Source organism: Blautia faecis (assembly GCF_020554845.1).
Classification (GTDB): domain Bacteria; phylum Bacillota; class Clostridia; order Lachnospirales; family Lachnospiraceae; genus Blautia_A; species Blautia_A faecis.
This window is the reverse complement of sequence record NZ_JAJCIA010000022.1, coordinates 1-18,835: the sequence shown is the minus strand read 5'-3', so window position 1 is coordinate 18,835 and position 18,835 is coordinate 1. Positions and strand designations below refer to the sequence as shown.

12 protein-coding genes and 1 pseudogene are annotated in these 18,835 nt (G+C 45.8%); 7 read left to right on the top strand and 6 right to left on the bottom strand.

Translation table 11 applies throughout. The features are described from left to right. Position 1 precedes the first annotated feature (1 nt). The 4 genes from LIZ66_RS11610 to LIZ66_RS11595 all read left to right on the top strand — a co-directional run bounded on the left by LIZ66_RS11610 (position 2) and on the right by LIZ66_RS11595 (position 8,672). Positions 2–1,810 (top strand): amylosucrase, encoded by a 1,809-nt coding sequence (locus LIZ66_RS11610; RefSeq protein WP_173769792.1) that lies wholly within the window; start codon positions 2–4, stop codon positions 1,808–1,810. A 179-nt stretch (positions 1,811–1,989) separates the two neighbouring features. Continuing rightward, positions 1,990–4,509, top strand: coding sequence for a beta-mannosidase (locus LIZ66_RS11605; RefSeq protein ID WP_173769786.1), 2,520 nt, complete (start codon positions 1,990–1,992; stop codon positions 4,507–4,509). Positions 4,510–4,784: 275 nt separating this feature from the next. Further along, positions 4,785–6,149 (top strand): GH1 family beta-glucosidase, encoded by a 1,365-nt coding sequence (locus tag LIZ66_RS11600; protein ID WP_195590323.1) that lies wholly within the window; start codon positions 4,785–4,787, stop codon positions 6,147–6,149. A 132-nt stretch (positions 6,150–6,281) separates the two neighbouring features. Beyond that, positions 6,282–8,672, top strand: a complete 2,391-nt coding sequence (locus tag LIZ66_RS11595; protein ID WP_148463177.1) for a glycoside hydrolase family 31 protein — start codon at positions 6,282–6,284, stop codon at positions 8,670–8,672. Between the two features lie 137 nt (positions 8,673–8,809). Here the strand turns inward: LIZ66_RS11595 and LIZ66_RS11590 are convergent, their stop codons facing one another. The 3 genes and pseudogenes from LIZ66_RS11590 to LIZ66_RS11580 form a co-directional block, all read right to left on the bottom strand. Beyond that, entirely contained in the window at positions 8,810–9,445 is a 636-nt protein-coding gene (locus LIZ66_RS11590; protein WP_227200847.1) for a GNAT family N-acetyltransferase, read from the bottom strand. A gap of 92 nt (positions 9,446–9,537) precedes the next feature. Further along, positions 9,538–10,518 (bottom strand): annotated as a pseudogene (gene fliB / locus LIZ66_RS11585) (flagellin lysine-N-methylase); the annotation flags it as partial. Positions 10,519–10,536: 18 nt separating this feature from the next. Further along, positions 10,537–10,704, bottom strand: a complete 168-nt coding sequence (locus tag LIZ66_RS11580) for a hypothetical protein (protein ID WP_227200846.1) — start codon at positions 10,702–10,704, stop codon at positions 10,537–10,539. A gap of 405 nt (positions 10,705–11,109) precedes the next feature. Between LIZ66_RS11580 and LIZ66_RS11575 the strand changes: the two genes are divergently transcribed. Beyond that, positions 11,110–13,536, top strand: coding sequence for a GGDEF/HDGYP domain-containing response regulator (locus tag LIZ66_RS11575; protein WP_187565798.1), 2,427 nt, complete (start codon positions 11,110–11,112; stop codon positions 13,534–13,536). An 88-nt stretch (positions 13,537–13,624) separates the two neighbouring features. Here the strand turns inward: LIZ66_RS11575 and glgD are convergent, their stop codons facing one another. The 3 genes from glgD to LIZ66_RS11560 form a co-directional block, all read right to left on the bottom strand. Beyond that, positions 13,625–14,740: a glucose-1-phosphate adenylyltransferase subunit GlgD gene (gene glgD / locus LIZ66_RS11570; protein ID WP_195590328.1), complete on the bottom strand. Its 1,116-nt coding sequence runs from the start codon at positions 14,738–14,740 to the stop codon at positions 13,625–13,627. 1 nt (position 14,741) lies between these two features. After that, a complete protein-coding gene (locus tag LIZ66_RS11565; protein WP_195590329.1) occupies positions 14,742–15,884 on the bottom strand; it encodes a glucose-1-phosphate adenylyltransferase in 1,143 nt (380 codons plus the stop codon). A 155-nt stretch (positions 15,885–16,039) separates the two neighbouring features. Further along, on the bottom strand, positions 16,040–16,270 hold the full coding sequence (locus tag LIZ66_RS11560) for a hypothetical protein (RefSeq protein WP_179988292.1): 231 nt from the start codon (positions 16,268–16,270) through the stop codon (positions 16,040–16,042). Between LIZ66_RS11560 and LIZ66_RS20005 the strand changes: the two genes are divergently transcribed. Continuing rightward, positions 16,264–16,452, top strand: coding sequence for a DUF6783 domain-containing protein (locus LIZ66_RS20005; protein ID WP_373131549.1), 189 nt, complete (start codon positions 16,264–16,266; stop codon positions 16,450–16,452). The genes LIZ66_RS11560 and LIZ66_RS20005 overlap by 7 nt on opposite strands. Before the next feature lie 217 nt (positions 16,453–16,669). After that, positions 16,670–18,700 carry a diguanylate cyclase domain-containing protein gene (locus LIZ66_RS11555; RefSeq protein WP_227200845.1) on the top strand — a complete coding sequence of 677 codons (2,031 nt, stop codon included), beginning with the start codon at positions 16,670–16,672 and terminating at the stop codon, positions 18,698–18,700. The last annotated feature ends 135 nt before the right edge of the window (positions 18,701–18,835 follow it).

Genomic DNA, 18,835 nt, shown 5'->3' with positions numbered 1-18,835 from the left:
TATGGCAAAGAAAACAGATGAATTACGCTGGCTGTACATGGAGCTTTATGGAAATGATTCCATGTTTTTCGAGTTATGCGATCAGCTGCACCGCTTCTATGAAGAACGAAGCAGCACATTGAAGGCACTGGATCGAAAGCGTGAAGCAGATCCGGGCTGGTACAAGAAAAATGACATGCTTGGCATGATGTTTTACATAGACAATTTTGCAGGAAACATGAAAGGTGTGGAAAGCAAGCTTGACTATCTGGAAAAAAACAATGTAAATTACATTCATCTGATGCCGTTTCTGGATACGCCGAAAGGCCGTTCTGATGGCGGTTATGCAGTGGCTGATTTTCGTAAAGTACAGGAAAATCTGGGAACTATGGATGATCTGGAAGAACTTACAGATGCCTGCCATAAAAAAGGCATCAGTGTATGTATGGATTTTGTAATGAATCATACCTCTGAGGATCATGAATGGGCAAAAAAAGCCCGCCAGGGCGACGGGGAATATATGAGCCGTTATTTCTTCTACGACAATTCGTATATTCCGTCCCTCTATGAGAAAACAGTACCTCAGGTATTTCCAACTACTGCACCGGGTAATTTCACCTGGCTGCCGGAAATCGGGCATTATGTAATGACCACCTTTTACCCCTATCAGTGGGATCTGAACTATGGAAATCCTCGGGTTTTCAATGAGATGATGTATAATTTCCTTTTCCTTGCAAACAAGGGAATTGATGTAATCCGAATTGATGCGGTTCCCTATATCTGGAAAGAACTGAACACACCATGCCGGAATCTTCCGCAGGTACACACCATTGTGCGTATGATGCGCTTGATCAGCGAGATTGTATGCCCGGGAGTGATTCTTCTTGGAGAAGTGGTTATGGAGCCTGAAAAGGTTGTGCCGTACTTTGGAACTGTGGAAAAACCGGAATGCCATATGCTTTACAATGTAACTACAATGGCTACTACATGGCATACCGTTGCCACCAGGGACGTGCGTCTTCTGAAAAAACAGCTTGATATTGTAAATGGTCTGCCGAAGGATTACGTATTCCTGAATTATCTGCGCTGCCACGATGATATTGGCTGGGGACTGGACTATGCCACACTTCAGCAGGAAGGTATTGAAGAACGTTCTCATAAGAAATATCTCAATGACTATTTCCAGGGCTTTGCAGGGGAGAGCAACAGCCGCGGAGTGCTTTACAATGAGGATCCGGTTACTGGAGATGCAAGATTCTGCGGAACCACTGCATCCATGTGCGGTATTGAGAAGGCGGGATTTGAGAAAAACAAAGCGGCAATGGAAAAAGCAATCCAGCTGGATGTTATGCTTCATGCCTATATGTTCATGCAGTCAGGAATTCCTGTGATCTACAGTGGAGATGAAATCGGACAGGTAAATGATTATTCATACAAAAATGATCCGGACAAAGCACCGGATTCCCGATACATTCACAGAGGGGCTATGAATTGGGATCGCGCAGCCATGAGCGGCAACGCCAGAACTGTGGAGGGTAAATTGAACAAACGTCTGCTCCAGCTGGAAAAAATCCGCAAAACAGAGAAGGCATTTATGACAAATGCGGATACCTGGACTGTGGATACATGGGATAACAGTATTCTCTGCATTGGCCGTTATTATGAAGGAGAGAAAATTTACGGCCTGTTTAACTTCAGTGAATATGATAAGACAGCATGGATTAATGAACGTGATGGAATTTACAAGGATCTGATTACCGGACAGGAGATGGAGGCAGCAGGTGTAAATGTGCCTGCATATGGATTCTTCTGGCTGAAAAAAATAAACTGATGAAGAAACACCCGGAAACAGAGGACTGTCTCTGTTCCCGGGTGTTTTTGGTCAAAAGCTTGTAACTTCAGTAGTAAATCTCCGGTGGCATATGGTTGACATTGCCTCATAGGACTGTTAAATTATATTTACATATCTTAATACTTTTGAAAGGCTTGCTGACAAGAAAGGATAACCATATGATAAAGCGAGACTTAAAAGATAATTTTCAGATATCCATCAGCGGCCAGGATACCTGGTATGACATGAGTGTACCCGGCTCCGCCATGGATACTTTTTGCAAAGAAGGAATTCTTCCGGATCCATATTATGGAATGAATGAGTACAAATGGACAGAATTCTGGAAAAATGATTTTGACATCAGAAGCACTTTTTCTGTAAGCGCAGAAGAGATTGCCAGTGAGGAGATTCTTCTTACCTTTTACGGAATTGATACTGTGGCAGATGTCTTTTTAAATGGAAAGAAGCTTGGACATACTGAGAATATGCACCGCACCTGGGTCTACCAGGTGAAAGAGCTGGTAAAAGAAGGCGAGAACCTTCTGGAACTTCATATCGCCTCCCCGGTAAAATTCATTGAGACTTACAAGCCGGAGAAAGGAAGAGAGATTCATTTTACCAACACCGGAACTACCTCTGGAAGCCAGTACATTCGTAAAGCACACTCCATGTTCGGCTGGGATTGGGGCCCAAAGCTTCCAGATGCGGGACTTTTCCGCGGTGTGGAGCTCTGCTGCTTTGATACTGCAAGACTGGGCGAATCCCTGATCCGCCAGAAGCATGTGGATGGAGCCGTGACACTTCATATTGGAAGTGAAATTGAGAAAGCAGATGGACAGGTTGTAAAAGCTGGAAATACTGCTATGCAGTCAAATGGAAATTCTGCAGCACAGCCAGAATCTGGAGACAGCGCACAGCCCGGAGTCAGCGGCTTACAGCTTTTCTATGAACTCCGTGACCCATCCGGTGCTCTCATCTACACTGGCGCCGATTCTGATATAAAAGTAACAAACCCTGCTTTGTGGTGGCCAAACGGCTACGGCAAACAGCCTTTATACACCCTGACGATCCAGCTGAAAGCCGGCGAGACTGTTCTTGATACCAGGGAATACCCCATCGGTCTCCGCACTGTCACGGTATCCCGTGAGGATGACCAGTGGGGCCAGGAATTTGCCATTATGGTAAACGGCGTAAAGATTTTTGCCCGAGGTGCAGATTATATTCCGGATGACTGCTTCTACCCAAGAATTACCAGGGAAATCCTGGAGCGCGATGTAAATGCCTGCGTATTTGCAAACTTTAACTGTCTTCGCGTATGGGGCGGCGGATATTATCCATCCGACGAATTCTACGCTCTCTGCGATGAATACGGAATTCTCCTTTGGGAAGATCTGATGTACGCCTGCAACATTTACGACGTAACACCGGACTTTGCAGAGAATATTGCAATTGAAGCAAAAGACAATATCCTCCGTTTTCGCAATCATGCCTGCCTTGGCCTGATCTGTGGAAACAATGAGCTGGAATGCGCATGGACAGACTGGAAGGATGCCCAGGGACATGCACCGTCTCTTAAGAGAGACTACCTGTATCAGTTCGAATTCCTCCTTGCAGATGTGGTAAAAGAAAACGCACCAGATGCATTCTACTGGCCGTCTTCCCCGTCATCAGGAGGAAGCTTTGATAATCCATGTGATGAGAACCGCGGCGATTGCCATTACTGGGATGTATGGCATGGTCAGAAACCATTCAGTGAGTACATGAAGCACTATTTCCGTTTCTGCTCCGAGTTCGGCTTCCAGTCTCTTCCATCTATCAAGACAGTAGAGACCTTTACCGGGGAGAAAGACCGCAACCTTTTCTCCAGAGTTATGGAGAGCCATCAGAAAAATCCGGCGGCAAACGGTAAGATTCTATATTATTTATCTGAGACCTTCCGTTATCCGAAAGACCTGGAAAGCCTGATCTTTCTAAGCCAGATTCTTCAGGGATACGCCATGAAGGAAGCAACGGAGCATTGGAGAAGAAACCGCGGCAGATGTATGGGAAGTATTTACTGGCAGTTCAATGATAACTGGCCGGTTGCGTCCTGGTCCAGTATGGACTATTACGGAAGATACAAGGCCCTCCATTATATGGCAAAAGGCTTCTGCGACAATGTGGCAGGAAGCATTGAGAAAAAAGAGACTCACATAGGCTTCTGGATTTCAAACGAGACACTTGACCCGGTAACGGTAAAAGCGAAAATCGCGGTGAAAACACTGGACTTCCAGGTGATCGAGGAGCAGGAAGTATCCAAAGAAGTACCTGCACTCAGTGCGGAATGCCTGTTTGAGAAAGAATACAAGGAATTGATCGCAGGTCGTGATGACAGCGTATTCTTTGTTGTCGAATATGAGTATGAACAGAACGGACAGAAGGTTTCCAAGAAAGAATTCGAGACATTTGTCCCAGTCAAATATCTGGAACTGAAAGATCCTGCATTTAAGGTAACTGAGAATGCAGACGGAAGCGTTTCCATTCAGACAGATACTTTTGTTCCGTATTGCATGCTGGAGGGAATCAGCGCGGATACCATCTGGAACGAGAATGTGGTTGCATTTACAGACAAGGAAGCAGTCACACTTGTGCCGGTAGAAAACCAGAAGATTTCCAGAGACGGCGTTCGGATTTACGATATTTATCATACATATCATTAATAAAATGATATGAGTGTCAAAAGGTCTTTTGACACTCATTTGATACCCGGATTGCTACGCAGCTACGCTGCTCCCGCAATCCTCCAAATATTCGAAATCCGCAACAAAACGTCAGATACGTAATTTTTGCTGGTAGACAGAGGTTTGTAGAATTAAGCAAAAGTAAAAATAGAGCGATCACATAAAATGTTACGATACATAGATCAACCAATCAGGAGAATCGAAACACGCATTTAAAAAATTCTCCCCTACATAATAGAGAAAGGAATTACACCATGGGATTTAAGAAAGATTTTATCTGGGGCGGTGCAACCGCTTCCTATCAGGTAGAAGGCGCAGCTTATGAGGACGGAAAAGGTCTGAACATCTGGGATATTTTCTGCAAAGACGGCGGACACATTTATGAGAACCAGACAGGTGATGCAGCCTGCGACCAGTATCACCGCTACAAAGAAGACGTTCAGATCATGAAAGAAATGGGCATGAAAGCATACCGCTTTTCTCTTTCCTGGGCGCGCATCATGCCGGAAGGCACAGGCACAGTCAATGAAAAAGGTCTGAAATACTACGACAACCTGATCAATGAACTTCTGGACAACGGAATTGAGCCATTTGTTACCTTATATCACTGGGATCTTCCATACGCACTTCATTTACAGGGCGGCTGGATGAATCCAAATTCTCCATCCTGGTTTTACGAGTATGCAAAAGTAGTGGCAGAGCATTTCTCAGACAGAGTAAAGAATTTCTTCACCATCAATGAGCCGCAGTGCATAGTTGGCCTTGGATATCAGACCGGTGAGCATGCACCAGGCCTGAAGGTTGGCCCATCCGATTATTTCCGTATCTGGCACAACGTACTGAAAGCCCATGGACGTGCAGTAGAAGCGCTTCGTGAGTTCAGCAAACAGCCTGTAAAGATCAGTATGGCACCATGTGGAGCCCTTTATGTTCCGGAAACAAACAAGCCGGAAGATATTGAAGCCGCAAGAAAAGCAAACTTCAGTCTCCCGGAGAACTCCATCGGAGCCTGCAGCTGGGACGTTGCTCTTTGCTGTGATCCGGTTTATCTGGGACAGTATCCGGAGGATATTCTGAAAGAATTCGGACAGTTTTTCCCGAAAGTAACAGATGCCGATATGAAGCTGATTTCACAGCCACTTGATTTTTACGGACAGAACATTTACAATGCCGTAACCGTTCGTGCTGGTGAGGATGGAAAAGCAGTCCGCGCAGCACGTTACGATGGTTTCCCACAGACTGCAATTGGCTGGCCGGTAACTCCGGAGGTTCTGTACTGGGCGCCAAAATTTATGCAGGAGCGTTATAAGAAGCCGTTTATGATCACAGAAAATGGCATGGCTTCCCATGACTGGGTAGGTGTGGACGGAAAGGTTCACGACCAGGCCCGCGTAGATTTTATGGCTCGTTATCTTGGCGCTTACAAGCGTGCAGCTGAGGACGGTGTGGATCTGGCAGGATATTTCGCATGGTCCGTAATGGACAATTTCGAGTGGGCATACGGATATTCCCAGAGATTCGGACTTGTTTATACAGACTACAATACACAGAAGCGGACCTGGAAGGATTCCGCATATTTCTACAAAAATATTATCGAAACAAACGGAGAGAATCTGTAATTCCGGAGGTTGCCCATGGCAAATCAGAGGGGCAGAAAGAAAAGTATAGCAGCAATTTTTACTGGTTGAAAAAGCAGTAGAAAACGTATATAGAAACAACTAAAAACCTTAAGTGTTTGAGAGGATACACATATGTTTGAGAATAATCTGTGGACGATGGAACCAGTTGGCAGACCGGAGAACACCATCCAGGGTGATAAATACCGCTTTACCCTGCTGACTCCCTGTCTGATCCGAATGGAATACAGGGAAGACGGCAAATTCGAAGACCGTCCTACCCAGGTTGTGTGGAACCGTAAATTTGATCCGGTAGACTTCCGTGTGGAAAAGAAAGGGGAAGGCTTCGAGCTTTTTACCAGTAGAATGCATGTTACTTACGCTGGCGGACCTTTTACCAAAAACAGTCTGAACTTAAACGCAGTAGGCGGTCAGAACGCCTTTGGTGCAGTATGGTATTATGGGGAAAAAGGCGACAATCTTGGCGGAACCGCAAGAACCTTGGATGGGGTAGATGGGGAATGCCAGCTTCAGGAGGGAATTATGTCCAGAAGCGGCTGTTCTCAGATTGATGACAGCCATTCTCTGGTTCTGGATGAAAACGGCTGGACTCAGGTGCGCACAGGAGATGGGGTGGACATTTATGTTTTCGCTTATGGAAATGATTACAAAGAAGCTTTGAATGATTTTTACCGTCTCACCGGCAAAACTCCTATGCTCCCAAGATATGCCCTTGGAAACTGGTGGAGCCGTTATTACGCTTACACAGAAGACAGCTACAAGGCACTTGTAACCCGCTTTGAGAAAGAGAAGATCCCATTTTCTGTTGGTGTTCTGGACATGGACTGGCATCTGGTAGAGGAAGTGGATCCAAAATATGGCAGCGGCTGGACCGGATATACCTGGAACAAAAAGTACTATCCGGATCCGGAGCGTTTTATGAACTGGCTTCATGACCATGGAATGAAAATCTCTGTAAACCTTCATCCGGCTGGTGGAATCCGCGCCTTCGAGGAAGCATATCCGGCTATGGCGAAGGAGCTGGGAGATGTAGATACCGAACACGAAGCTCCCATCGATTTTGACATCACAAGCCGCAAATTCCTGGAAGCATATTTCAAATGTGTACTTCATCCAGAAGAAAATAAAGGCGTTGATTTCTGGTGGATTGACTGGCAGCAGGGCAATATCACGAAGGTCCCCGGTCTGGATCCTCTGTGGATGCTGAACCACTATCATTACCTGGACAATGCCCGCGATGGAAAACGTCCTCTTACTTTTTCCAGATATGCAGGACCTGGTTCACACAGATATCCAGTAGGCTTCTCCGGTGATAGTATCGTAACCTGGGAGTCCCTGAATTTCCAGCCTTATTTTACCAGCACAGCTTCCAATATTGGATATGGCTGGTGGAGTCACGATATCGGCGGACATATGTTTGGCTATCGTGACAATGAGTTGGCACTTCGCTGGGTACAGCTTGGCGTATTTTCCCCAATTAACCGTCTGCACAGCAGCAAGAATGAGTTTATGGGAAAAGAACCGTGGCAGTTCCCTATGGAGATCGGTGAGGTCATGAAGGAGTTCTTAAGACTCCGTCACCAGATGCTTCCGTATCTGTATACCATGAACCACAGAGCATATAAAGAGAACACGCCTCTGATCCTGCCAATGTACTACACATATCCGGCAGAGCAGGTGGCTTACACAGTGAAGAATGAATATGAGTATGGAACCGCATTTATTGTAGCACCTGTTACGGAGAAATCTGTCCAGGGCGTTGGAAGAGCCAGGACTCATGTATGGCTGCCAGAGGGTACTTACATTGATTTCTTCACAGGTCTGGTATATTCCGGCGACAGAGAGATGGATATGTACCGTGACCTTCATTCCATACCGGTTCTGGCAAAAGCAGGTGCCATTGTGCCGATGACTGAGGAAATATTTGGACAGGAAGCAGACAGAAATCCGGAAACTATGACCATCCGTGTATACGGCGGTGCAGACGGCAGCTTCCAGCTTTACGAAGACGACAACGAGTCCAACGCTTACCTGAAAGACGAGTGCGTTCTCACAGACATGGATCTGAAGTGGAGTACTGGCCGCTTCGTCATCCAAAAGGCAGCAGGCAGGCTGGAACTGATCCCGCAGAAGAGAACCTGGACTGTAGAGTTCTGGGGTGTGAAGGACACTGAGGTTACCGTCGAAGTGGAAGGTACAGTGGTAGAAGCTTCTAAAGAGTATGATGAAGCACTTGGCTGCCTGAAGGTAAGTGTTCCGGAAGCTTCTGTAACATCTGAAATCATCATTACTCTGGGAATTCCGGCGCTGCGTGAGAATGATGTGAAAGCTCAGGTATTTAACCTTCTCAACCAGGCTGAAATCCCATACATGGAGAAAGTAGCTATCATGGAAATCCTGGACAAGAAGATTTCCAATGCCGCCAAACTCACCCAGCTTACCGCAATGCATCCGGAAGAAGGAATTGTGGGAGCTGTGGGAGAGATTTTGACTGCGATAGAGTAAGATATAAACAGAATATGAAAGACAGTAAAAAGCCCGGGAGTATTTGTTCCCGGGTGTTTTAATAAGCTGTTATTTAAGAAGGGGGAACAGTCTGCATAGAACATTGAAGTATTTTTCAATCTGTTGAGCATTTAAAATCAGCAGTAAATTTCAGGAGGAATCTGTGCAAAGGGAATCACATCGGGCTGTCTGTCAGGGTGATCTGCGATGATCTTCTCCATCCAGACCATATTGTACCAACGCCCGAACTTGTAAGCACATTTGTGAAATTCCCCTACCATGGAATACCCCAGATGCTGATGAAACTGAATGCTGTTATGATTCAGATATTCGTCCTCCACTACAGGACTGGCAATGCAGGCGTTCAGGTTGGTCATATTCTGGGCGGCAAGCGCTTTTTCCAGAGAAGCGTAAAGCGCCTTGCCGATTCCGGATTTTCTTTCGGATTCTCTTACATAGATGGAAGTTTCCACAGACCAGGCATAGGCTGCCCGGGCGTGGAGCGGTCCTGCGTAGGCGTAGCCTGCAATTTCAGTACATGCACTGCAGTTCCCTTCATCTTTGCTGCCTGGTGCGGAGCTGTTTATTCCCCGTTCGGCTACAAGATAAGGATAATGCTGTAGTGTGTGTGCAATCCGCTTCCGGAATTCTTCTACAGAGGGAACTTCATATTCGAAGGTAATTGCAGTGTGCTTTACATAAGGTGCATAAATGGAAAGGAGCGCCTCTGCATCCTCTGGGGCTGCCGGGCGGATAGTAACTGGTAATGACATGGCAGGATTCCTCCTTTGTAGTTGCAAACGAAAATTTTAGCTGTATTATAGCACATATGATGAAGTGCAGTCTTATTTTCGTAAATTTCGTTTTAACAGATTTTCAGCATGTTTTCCAGAGCAAACAGCTTATCAGCAGCAAGTAAATCTTCAAACGCATTCAGGTTCAGATCTGAATGCTCCAGCTCTCTGGAGAAACGGTAGCAAATATCTATCTGGTCTTCCAGACAGAACACCCGTCCATTTTTCAGGTAAGCGCCCATATCCAGCTCATGAATCAGCAGGGTACAGACCACAGCCATTTTTACCTTTGCGAAAATTTCGCCGTCGTAAACAGCACCGCAGAAATATGTGTAAATCCAATACACAAGCAGCTGCTCTTCCTGAATATTCCAGTCTGGGTAAGCCTTTTCGAAATCAGCCCGGTTCTGAGAGTAAACAGAAGCGGGGGAGACACCGGAAGACTCTGCACTGCTATAAAGCGCCTGTAAATTTTTTTTCAGAAATTCCTGCCAGTCCGGTCTGAGAACCTCCATTTTGGGAACAACCGCCTTCCACATGGTCTTCAGAAGTTCATCTGGCGCAGCCTTTTTATTCATATGCTTCTGCACCTTGGAAGTAAAGGCTTCGCCATATGCAGAGGCTTTATGGCGCTCCCGGATCTCTTCCCATTTGAAAAGCTGGTTCCGGTCTGCACAGCGCTGGAAATCACTGGCTGCAGCCAGTATTTTCCACATACGAAGCCGCATGGGAATCTGCCGGTTCTGCAGCACCTCAAGAAAGTATTCCCTGGTATCTTCAAGGGCAGTGAAAAGCATATAGTCAAAATCATCATAAGTTTCTTCCGGGGAGGGAACCTCCGCTGTCTGGAAGGTTACCTTTTCCCTTCTGCCAAGCAGAATCTTGGCTGCCTCCGGACAGGAAAGAGACAGGGAATATTCCCGCAGACCTTCAAATTCTTCGATGTGCCGCGGATATTTCCGACAGGTGTCGCAAAGCATTCGTTTTCCAACCTCGCTGTAGATGTCGCAAAGGCTGTCCTCATTTAAAAATGCACACCGCTTCTCATACTGACGGAAAACCTTCTCCTTTCAGTCAATATCATTATGAAGGCGATTCCGGAAAGTACCCTTCACACGCTTATATTTTTTCAGGCTTTTGTCGTCAATGACGATCTGCCAGCCGGCACAGCAGGTGTCGGGACAGGCACCTGCAATACAGGAAAACTCTTTATAATAATCAGGTCTTGTAATCTCCATAAAAAACCTCCTGGTAACAGTGATCAGTATATTTCAAATACAACTATTGTAACGGTATTTCAAAGCTGTGTAAATCCTCTGGACAAAAAAAGTTATAGATGGTTGACATTCATGCGGCGGACTGTTAAACTCATATAGGTAAAGTTAGGATCGGAAAGAACTTAGGCAGCTATTGACCAGTCCGCGAACGATAGCTTTCTGATACCTGCACTGCGATAATTAAATCTTGACAGTTCTGTTGAAATTTCCAAAACAAATTTTAAGAATTTCAGACCGAAGAAAAATTCACATGAAACGACAGAAATATCAGGACATGATAGCACCCATATTATAAAAGCTGTCAGCTTAACAGTAAAACGGAAACTGGCGTGGGGGGGTACCTGCACCAGCGAGGGAAATTATAAAATGAGTGAAGTTATAACTAAACAAAAGATTCTTATAGCGGATGATTCAGAAATGAACCGCGAACTTTTAGCTGCAATTCTGGAAGAGGAATATGATATCATACAGGTGAACGACGGTGTGCAGGCAGTTGACTGCCTTCAGAGACAGGCCGAGGAGATTTCCCTGCTTCTTCTGGATATTGTTATGCCCCACATGGATGGTTTCGAGGTTCTTTCTTATATGAATAAAGAACACTGGATTGATGCTATTCCGGTTGTGATTATTTCGTCAGAAAATTCACCTATTTACATAAAACGTGGGTATGATCTGGGCGCCACTGATTTTATCGGAAAGCCCTTTGATGCAAATATGGTATTACGCCGTTCGGCCAATGCCATACTTCTTGGAGCCAAGCAGCGCCGAATGACCAGTATTGTTTCCAATCAGATTTACGAGAGAGAAAAAAGCAGCAAGCTGATGATCAATATCCTCTCTCATATAGTGGAGTTCCGCAATGGGGAGAGCGGACTTCATGTGCTGCACATTCAGACAATCACAGAAATGCTCCTTCGCCAGCTGGTTCAGAAGGAAAATAACAGATATGCCCTGAGCAAGGAGCAGATCCGGATGATTACCACAGCCTCTGCGCTTCATGACATTGGCAAGATCAGTATTCCGGATGAAATCCTGAATAAGCCAGGCAGACTTACAGCCGAAGAATTTGCAGTAATAAAGGGACATTCCATGGCAGGAGCCAATATGCTGTCAGAACTGCCGCTTGACCAGAAGGAGGAGCCTCTTGTCAAGACTGCATACGAGATCTGCCGCTGGCATCATGAACGCTACGATGGAGGCGGATATCCGGATGGATTAAAAGGGGAAGAAATCCCTGTTTCAGCACAGGTTGTGGCGTTAGCTGACGTATATGACGCATTGACCAGTGAGAGATGCTATAAAGATGCTTATTCCCATGAGAAGGCCATCGAGATGATACTGGCAGGACAGTGCGGTGCATTTAATCCGTTGATGCTGGAGTGCCTTCTGGATATTTCTTCTTCCCTGAAGAAAAAAATGGGCTATAAATCCAAGGAAAGGTATGAACAGACAGACCTTTCTGATATTGCTAGCAGATTTCACGATTTTGAGATGGATTCCTCAGAGAAAATTGTGCAGCAGCTGGAATTTGAGAGAATGCGCTATAATTTCCTGGCGGAGGGCAGCAGAAATATTGTTTTTACTTATACCATTTCACCGCCGCTACTCACCTTTAACCAGGCTGGCTGTAAACGAAGCGGGATTACAGAACCTTCATTTTCTCCATTGCAGAGCGGAGTGCTGAAAGATCTTGTGGAGGAGCAATCCCTGAAACGGCTTATCCGGAAGATTACCCAGGCCACCCGGGAAACACCGGACGTGACAAGCAATCTTTTGCTCACAGATGGAAAAAATCCCTGCCACTACCGGTGCCAATGCAGGGTGATCTGGACTGATGGTGCTGAAAAAGGCTATACAGGCGTTGTTGGAAAGCTGACAGATATTACGGATGATTATATGGTTATGGAAAACGTCCGGGAGGAAGGTTTGAAAGTCCTGGAAAAAGACCGCAGCGCAGAATTTTCCGGTTTTTATGACCGGTTTAAGAAATGCGGCTTCTCTACAGATGGAACGGAAGCGTGGCTTCTGCTTCAGTACCTGCAGATACCCTATGATCTGGTCCGATATGTAGATCCTATAACGAATAAGGTTATCCATATAGAAAAAGACGGAAAAATGTGGGAGAGTGAAACTGCCTGCTCAGACATATGGAATTGCCTGGAAAAATGCAGCAACTGTATTTCCAGACTCAGCATGCAGACCGGGAAGCGCATGACAAAGCTTGAGGTTGCAGGGGAGGATCCGTATCAGGTGGTATCCATGTATGTGGAGATTGATAGGAAGCCCTGCTGTCTGGAGATGGCTTCCAGGATAGATGGTGATTTTATGCCCGATGGGTATTCCAGGGATGAGATCTTGTCATCTGTAAGGATTCATAAGGAGAAGGTTTATATAGACCCGGTAACCGGAGTTTATAATAAACGCTATTATGTGGAGAAGCTGAGCAAAATGGACAATGCAGCAGCTCTTATGTTTGCGGATATTAAGAACTTTAAAAGGATCAATGAGAATTTCGGACATCAGGCTGGAGATGATGTGCTGCGCCAGGTTGCAGGTGTGCTTCGGGATGTTGCGGCTGGTAAAGGCGATGTGCTCAGATATTCCGGCGATGATTTTGTGACAGTATTTTTTAAGGCTACGGAAGAGGAGCTTTCCGAAATCCAGAAGGAAATGTGCAGAAGAGTAGAGGCCCTGAGATTTCCGGAGCTGCCTGGAGTGCAGCTGAAGCTTGTTACTGCCGGTACCAGTATACCAGGCAGGGTAGAGGAAATGCTGGAGCAGGTAAGAATATAAGAAGAAAGTCCCGGCGGGCAAAACCGCTCGGGACTTTTGTTTTTCCTAAGTGTGTTTGATTTTTCAAACAGGTTCTGGAATGCAATATTTACAGAATATCTCTTCTCTTAATGTATCCAGGAAGTGCCGGATCTGAGACAACCTCCTTCACATGAAGGATTTTGACCATCTTGTCTACTACCTGATTCTCTACATGTACGCCCTCACCAATTTCAGCACCGGAAAGAACTACACTGTTTTTGATCACGGCATTCTTGTGAATAATGCAGCCACGGCCGAGAATGGAATTCTCAATGGTTCCCTCCACCTGACAGCCGTTGGAAACGACAGAGTTGCGGATCTGGGCGGTTTCATAATAGTGAGTCGGACAGGAATCATTGGTACGGGTATAAATTGGCCATTCCGGATCGAAAAGTGTCTGTGCAGCCTTGATATCGATCAGATCCATATTGGCGTTGTAATAGCTCTGGAAATCTGTGATGGAAGCGAAGAAGCCGCGGTGGGAAACTCCTCTTACATCCAGCTCATTATGCAGCTCATTGATAATGTCTGCAAGAGTAAAGGCTGAAGAAATTGCCTTTGCCTTGCGGATCAGCTCGATAAACAGATCCTTCTTCATAATGTAAGTGTCCATGAAAATATTGCGGTTCTTGGCATTTCCGTGGTTTGGCTCAATGGAGAGCACACCCTTCTGCTTGTTCAGATTCAGGATATTACAGTTCAGATAAGCATCCTTCGCATTGTCTACTGCGTGATAAAACAGGGTAATGTCAGCCTCAGACTGGATATGCTGCTCGATCAGCTTGGAAAAATCAGCAGTATAAACCATGTAATCTGGTGTGATTACTACATATGGATGATGCATTTCTTCGATGCATTCCATATTTTCGTAATAGGAAGCAATATCGGTGTTATAGATATTGTTTCTCTGGTCGCTGTCAGTGAAAAGAACCTGCAGCCGTCCGCTCTTTGAGTTAATGTTATAATGACGTCCGGTGCCGATATGGGAAACCAGAGTTCTTGGTTTCTCTTTCACGTAGACCTGAATGCGGTCAATGCCGCTGTTACTCAGGTTGGAAATCGGGAAGTCGACCATACGATATCTGCCCAGGAATGAGAAAGCTCCGATTGGACGGTAGTCCTCAAGTCCCTCTACACGGATGTTTCTGGATGATGAGTTTACAATTCCAAATGCTTTATACATATTATTCGGCCCCCTTTACTCGTCTCGCGATCAGCTCGATGTGCTCACTGTCAGCACTTCCTACAAGAGCACCCTTGCCGATGTTTACGCCATTGGCAACAAGGGCACGTATTACGACAGCACCATCCTCCACAATGGCACCCGGCATAAGTACACTGTCAATTACCTTTGCACCTGGTCTTACCTTAGCTCCGGTAAAGACTACGGAATTGGTAACCTCGCCTTCAATTACACAGCCCTGGGTTATGTAAGCGTTCTGGATCCTGGCCTCTGTGCCAATATACTGCGGAAGTGCGGTTACATCTTCGGTGTAAATTTTCCAGGTAAGGTCGCTTAAATCCAGCTCATTATCCGGGCTGAGAAGATCCATATTTGCTTCCCAGAGAGAATCTATGGTTCCAACATCCTTCCAGTAGCCCTTGAAACGGTAAGCGAAAAGACGTTTCTCATCGCCAAGAAGAGTAGGGATGATGTCCTTGCCAAAGTCATGGTTGGAATCCGGGTTCTTCATATCTGCAAGAAGCAGCTTGCGAAGAAGCTTCCAGTTAAAAATATAGATACCCATAGAGGCAAGATTGCTCTCAGGTACCGGCGGCTTCTCAACAAACTCGGTGATACGGTCTGTCTCGCCGTCAGTGTTCATAATACCGAAACGGCTGGCTTCCTTAAGAGGAACCTCGATAACGGCGATGGTAGCATCGGCCTGTCTCTCTTTATGGAAGGCAAGCATCTTGTCATAATTCATTTTATAAATGTGGTCACCGGAAAGTACCAGAAGGTATTCCGGATCATACTGATCTATAAAATCAATGTTCTGGGAAATCGCGTCGGCTGTTCCGCGATATACGTCGAGTCCGGTGTCTGCTTTCTCACGAGGCGGAAGTACATATACACCGCTGTCCTTGGAATCCAGTCCCCAACGTCCGCCGGCTGCAACATAACTGTTCAGCTCAACTGACTCATACTGTGTCAGTACGCCTACTACATCGATGCCACTGTTGGCACAGTTACTGAGGGGGAAATCAATGATACGGTATTTACCGCCGTAGGAAACTGCCGGTTTAGCCACTTTGTTGGTAAGATCGTGAAGACGGCTGCCACGGCCGCCAGCCAGAATCATTGCTAACATACTGTTCTGTTTCATGGTGAACCCTCACTTTCATTTCTTTAAGGCTGCTGTTCGCGGAAATGTATCTGCAAACAGGAATGCTTTAAGCCATATTATACAATATTTTCAATAAAAATACAATTTTTTTGTGCAAAAATATTGTAAAATCCAGATGAAATTTAGCTAAATATTTACTGGTAATTCTGTAGACTTTTCACAGCTTCGATGTCTTCCTGCTGTACCTTCAGGTTGGAAGTGAAAGTTCTGCCATCTGGTGTGGTGATCTGAACTTCGATCACGGTTCCTTCGGAAATGCCGGCCTGCTGTACGGCGGAAATAAATTGTGGGAATTTCGGGTGACGCCTTGTAAAAGCGTTCCACAGGTTCTTAAGTTCAAGTAATTTCATGGGGTTAATTGCCATTTTTTTATCCTTCCTATCAAGCGCCAGAGTGTGTTTGGAAAATTGTTCCCGCAAATTGTGACGCACATCTTGCAGAAAGCCTTTTTCAAACATGCTCTGGGACGATGAAAACGGTTCCCTCTATAACCGATAAAGTCCAATTCTTTACTGCTTTAATTTGCAGATGTGCGCTTGATGCCTAAAGTATACCAGAAAAAAATCTGCACTGCAATGAAGGACTCAAATATTCACATATTTAGCGAAAGTTCACAAAAGCGACTTTACATGCTATAGGAAACATTGTTATAATAGACGAAAGCCAAAAGCTGATTTTGGATAAAAAAGAACGTGAAAAACAGATGAAGTGCGATATGAAGGAGAAAGAAAAAATATCAAATTTTTGCAGCAAGAGGTGTGAAGATGGAAGAAAAAAAGAGGTATAATCTTGGAGTCCTCATCGGAGGAGTGCATACCTATTTTCCAAAAGAGCATATCAAGGGGATTTCTGAGGCGGCGGCAGAGCTGGATGTAAATGTCTGTTTTTTTCTGGGAACCCGGACGAAGGACTTTTTTGAAGATGTCCTGGGCAGCAAACAGAAAAATTCCTATGACTATCAATTTAATACCATACATGACTACAGCCTGATCGGCGGACTGGATGGTCTGATCATTAATTATGGAACACTGGGAATCCAGCTGCGGGAGGTTGATCCCAACGAATTTGCCCGGAAATATAATGGGATCACCACGGTTTTTCTTACAGAAGTCGTGGATGTGCCCAATTGTCACTCCCTGATCTGTGACAACAAAGGTGGTATTGCGATGGTCATTTCTCATCTGGTGGAAGAGCATCATCTGTCCAGAATCTTGTTCATGGCAGGACCGGAGCATAACACAGATGCCATTGAGCGCAAGGAAGCTTATCTGGAAACCATGAAGAAATACGGGCTTCCTGTAACCCATGGAATGATTGCCCAGGGGGACTATTCCGAGTTTGTGGACAAACAGGTGGAATACCTTCTGGATAGCAACCCGGATGCCCAGGCCATTGTATTTGCCAATGATGAGATGGCTTTTGCCGGCTATCGTGTCTGCGAGAAGCGTGGGCTTGTGGTTGGCAAGGATATTATGATTACCGGATTTGATGACTGCGAGCGTGCATCCGGGATGGAACCGCCCCTTACTACAATTCAGCAGGACGGAGAGCTTATGGGTAAAATGGCAGTCTACGATCTGGTAAACCGCCTGGATGGAAAAGATCCCGGAAAAGAAGCGGTATCCAGACGCGTGCCGGTTTCTTTTGTAAAAAGAGAGTCCTGCGGCTGTGTGTCAGAGGATGTTTCGAAGAAAGAGACACCTGTGGGGCTTGGCGCCCAGGTGCACAGGCTGAATAAGACCATTACTGGAATGAAGCTGGAGCTGATCAGTTTTCAGAGAAAATCCTGGTTTATTCCGGTTCTTGCCCGGGATTTAAATGACTGCATGGATGACGAGCAGGCTTTTCTGAAGGAAATTATGGAGAAAATGCGGGAGCTTCATACAAGATGTACTCATCTTTTTCTTCTGGATGAACCGATTGTCTACGATGGCAAACGGAAGTGGACCTGCCCTTATAACCTTCATCTTGCTGCCAGCTATGAGAATGGCAAGATCATTACCAAGGCGGCTTATGAAAGACCTCTGGTTATGAAGGAAAACGGAATCTGTGATCTGATGGAGAACGAAGAGCGCCACCAGTTTATGGTCTTTCTTCTTTTTTCCGGGGAGAAGCAGTATGGACTTCTGGCCTGTGACATTGACCAGGAGGATTTCCCGTTCTTCTATGTGATTAGCCTGCAGATTGGTCTGTCCCTGCATTATCTGGAGATAAGCAAGGCAGAGGCGGCCAGACGGCTGGAGATGTCCAGGGATATAGAAGAGATTAAGGAGAAAAACCGCGTTCTTGGTATTATTTCCGAGTATGATGAGCTGACCGGACTTCTGAATCTGCGCGGGTTTATGGAGCACACCAGGCGGGTTTGCCAGGCTGGGAATGGCCAGCGGGCATATATGATCTACGGTGATCTGGATCACTTAAAAGAGATTAACGACACCTGGGGGCATCCGGCAGGGAACTTTGCCCTTAGGAGTGTTGCCGAAATATTAAAGGGATGTCTGCGCAGCAATGATATTCTGGGCCGTGTGGGCGGTGATGAATATATTATCATGCTGGAATGCGAGGAAGCCGACTTCGGGGAGAAGTTCCGGGAGCGTGTGAAGATGGCATGTAAGCTGTTTAATGAAAAATCCGGCAAGCCCTTCCTGGTGGAGATTTCCCTTGGAATTGCCGAGTTCCGCCCAAATATTTCAACAGACATCCAGCAGGTGATTTCCCTTGCAGACCAGCAGCTTTATGAGGCGAAGAAGCATAGGAAGAAGTCGGTGAGCAGGGCGAATAATGAAGGCGCGTGAGAATTGGGAGCTTGTGATGCCACCCTTTAGAGCGGTATCACAAGCCCCTTTGTCAAATCAAAGAGAAACCACCAGCTGAACTCAACATCATAAACTTAAGATTAGATATTACACATTTATATTATCCTGCTAAAA

Bases quoted from the DNA above. Each gene is read 5' to 3' on its own strand.
- LIZ66_RS11610 (WP_173769792.1), top strand. From the start codon at position 2: ATGGCAAAGAAAACAGATGAATTACGCTGGCTGTACATGGAGCTTTAT.
- LIZ66_RS11565 (WP_195590329.1), bottom strand. From the start codon at position 15,884: ATGAAACAGAACAGTATGTTAGCAATGATTCTGGCTGGCGGCCGTGGC.
- LIZ66_RS11580 (WP_227200846.1), bottom strand. From the start codon at position 10,704: ATGGAGATTACAAGACCTGATTATTATAAAGAGTTTTCCTGTATTGCA.
- LIZ66_RS11575 (WP_187565798.1), top strand. From the start codon at position 11,110: ATGAGTGAAGTTATAACTAAACAAAAGATTCTTATAGCGGATGATTCA.
- LIZ66_RS11555 (WP_227200845.1), top strand. From the start codon at position 16,670: ATGGAAGAAAAAAAGAGGTATAATCTTGGAGTCCTCATCGGAGGAGTG.
- LIZ66_RS11600 (WP_195590323.1), top strand. From the start codon at position 4,785: ATGGGATTTAAGAAAGATTTTATCTGGGGCGGTGCAACCGCTTCCTAT.
- glgD (WP_195590328.1), bottom strand. From the start codon at position 14,740: ATGTATAAAGCATTTGGAATTGTAAACTCATCATCCAGAAACATCCGT.
- LIZ66_RS11605 (WP_173769786.1), top strand. From the start codon at position 1,990: ATGATAAAGCGAGACTTAAAAGATAATTTTCAGATATCCATCAGCGGC.
- LIZ66_RS11595 (WP_148463177.1), top strand. From the start codon at position 6,282: ATGTTTGAGAATAATCTGTGGACGATGGAACCAGTTGGCAGACCGGAG.
- LIZ66_RS11560 (WP_179988292.1), bottom strand. From the start codon at position 16,270: ATGGCAATTAACCCCATGAAATTACTTGAACTTAAGAACCTGTGGAAC.
- LIZ66_RS11590 (WP_227200847.1), bottom strand. From the start codon at position 9,445: ATGTCATTACCAGTTACTATCCGCCCGGCAGCCCCAGAGGATGCAGAG.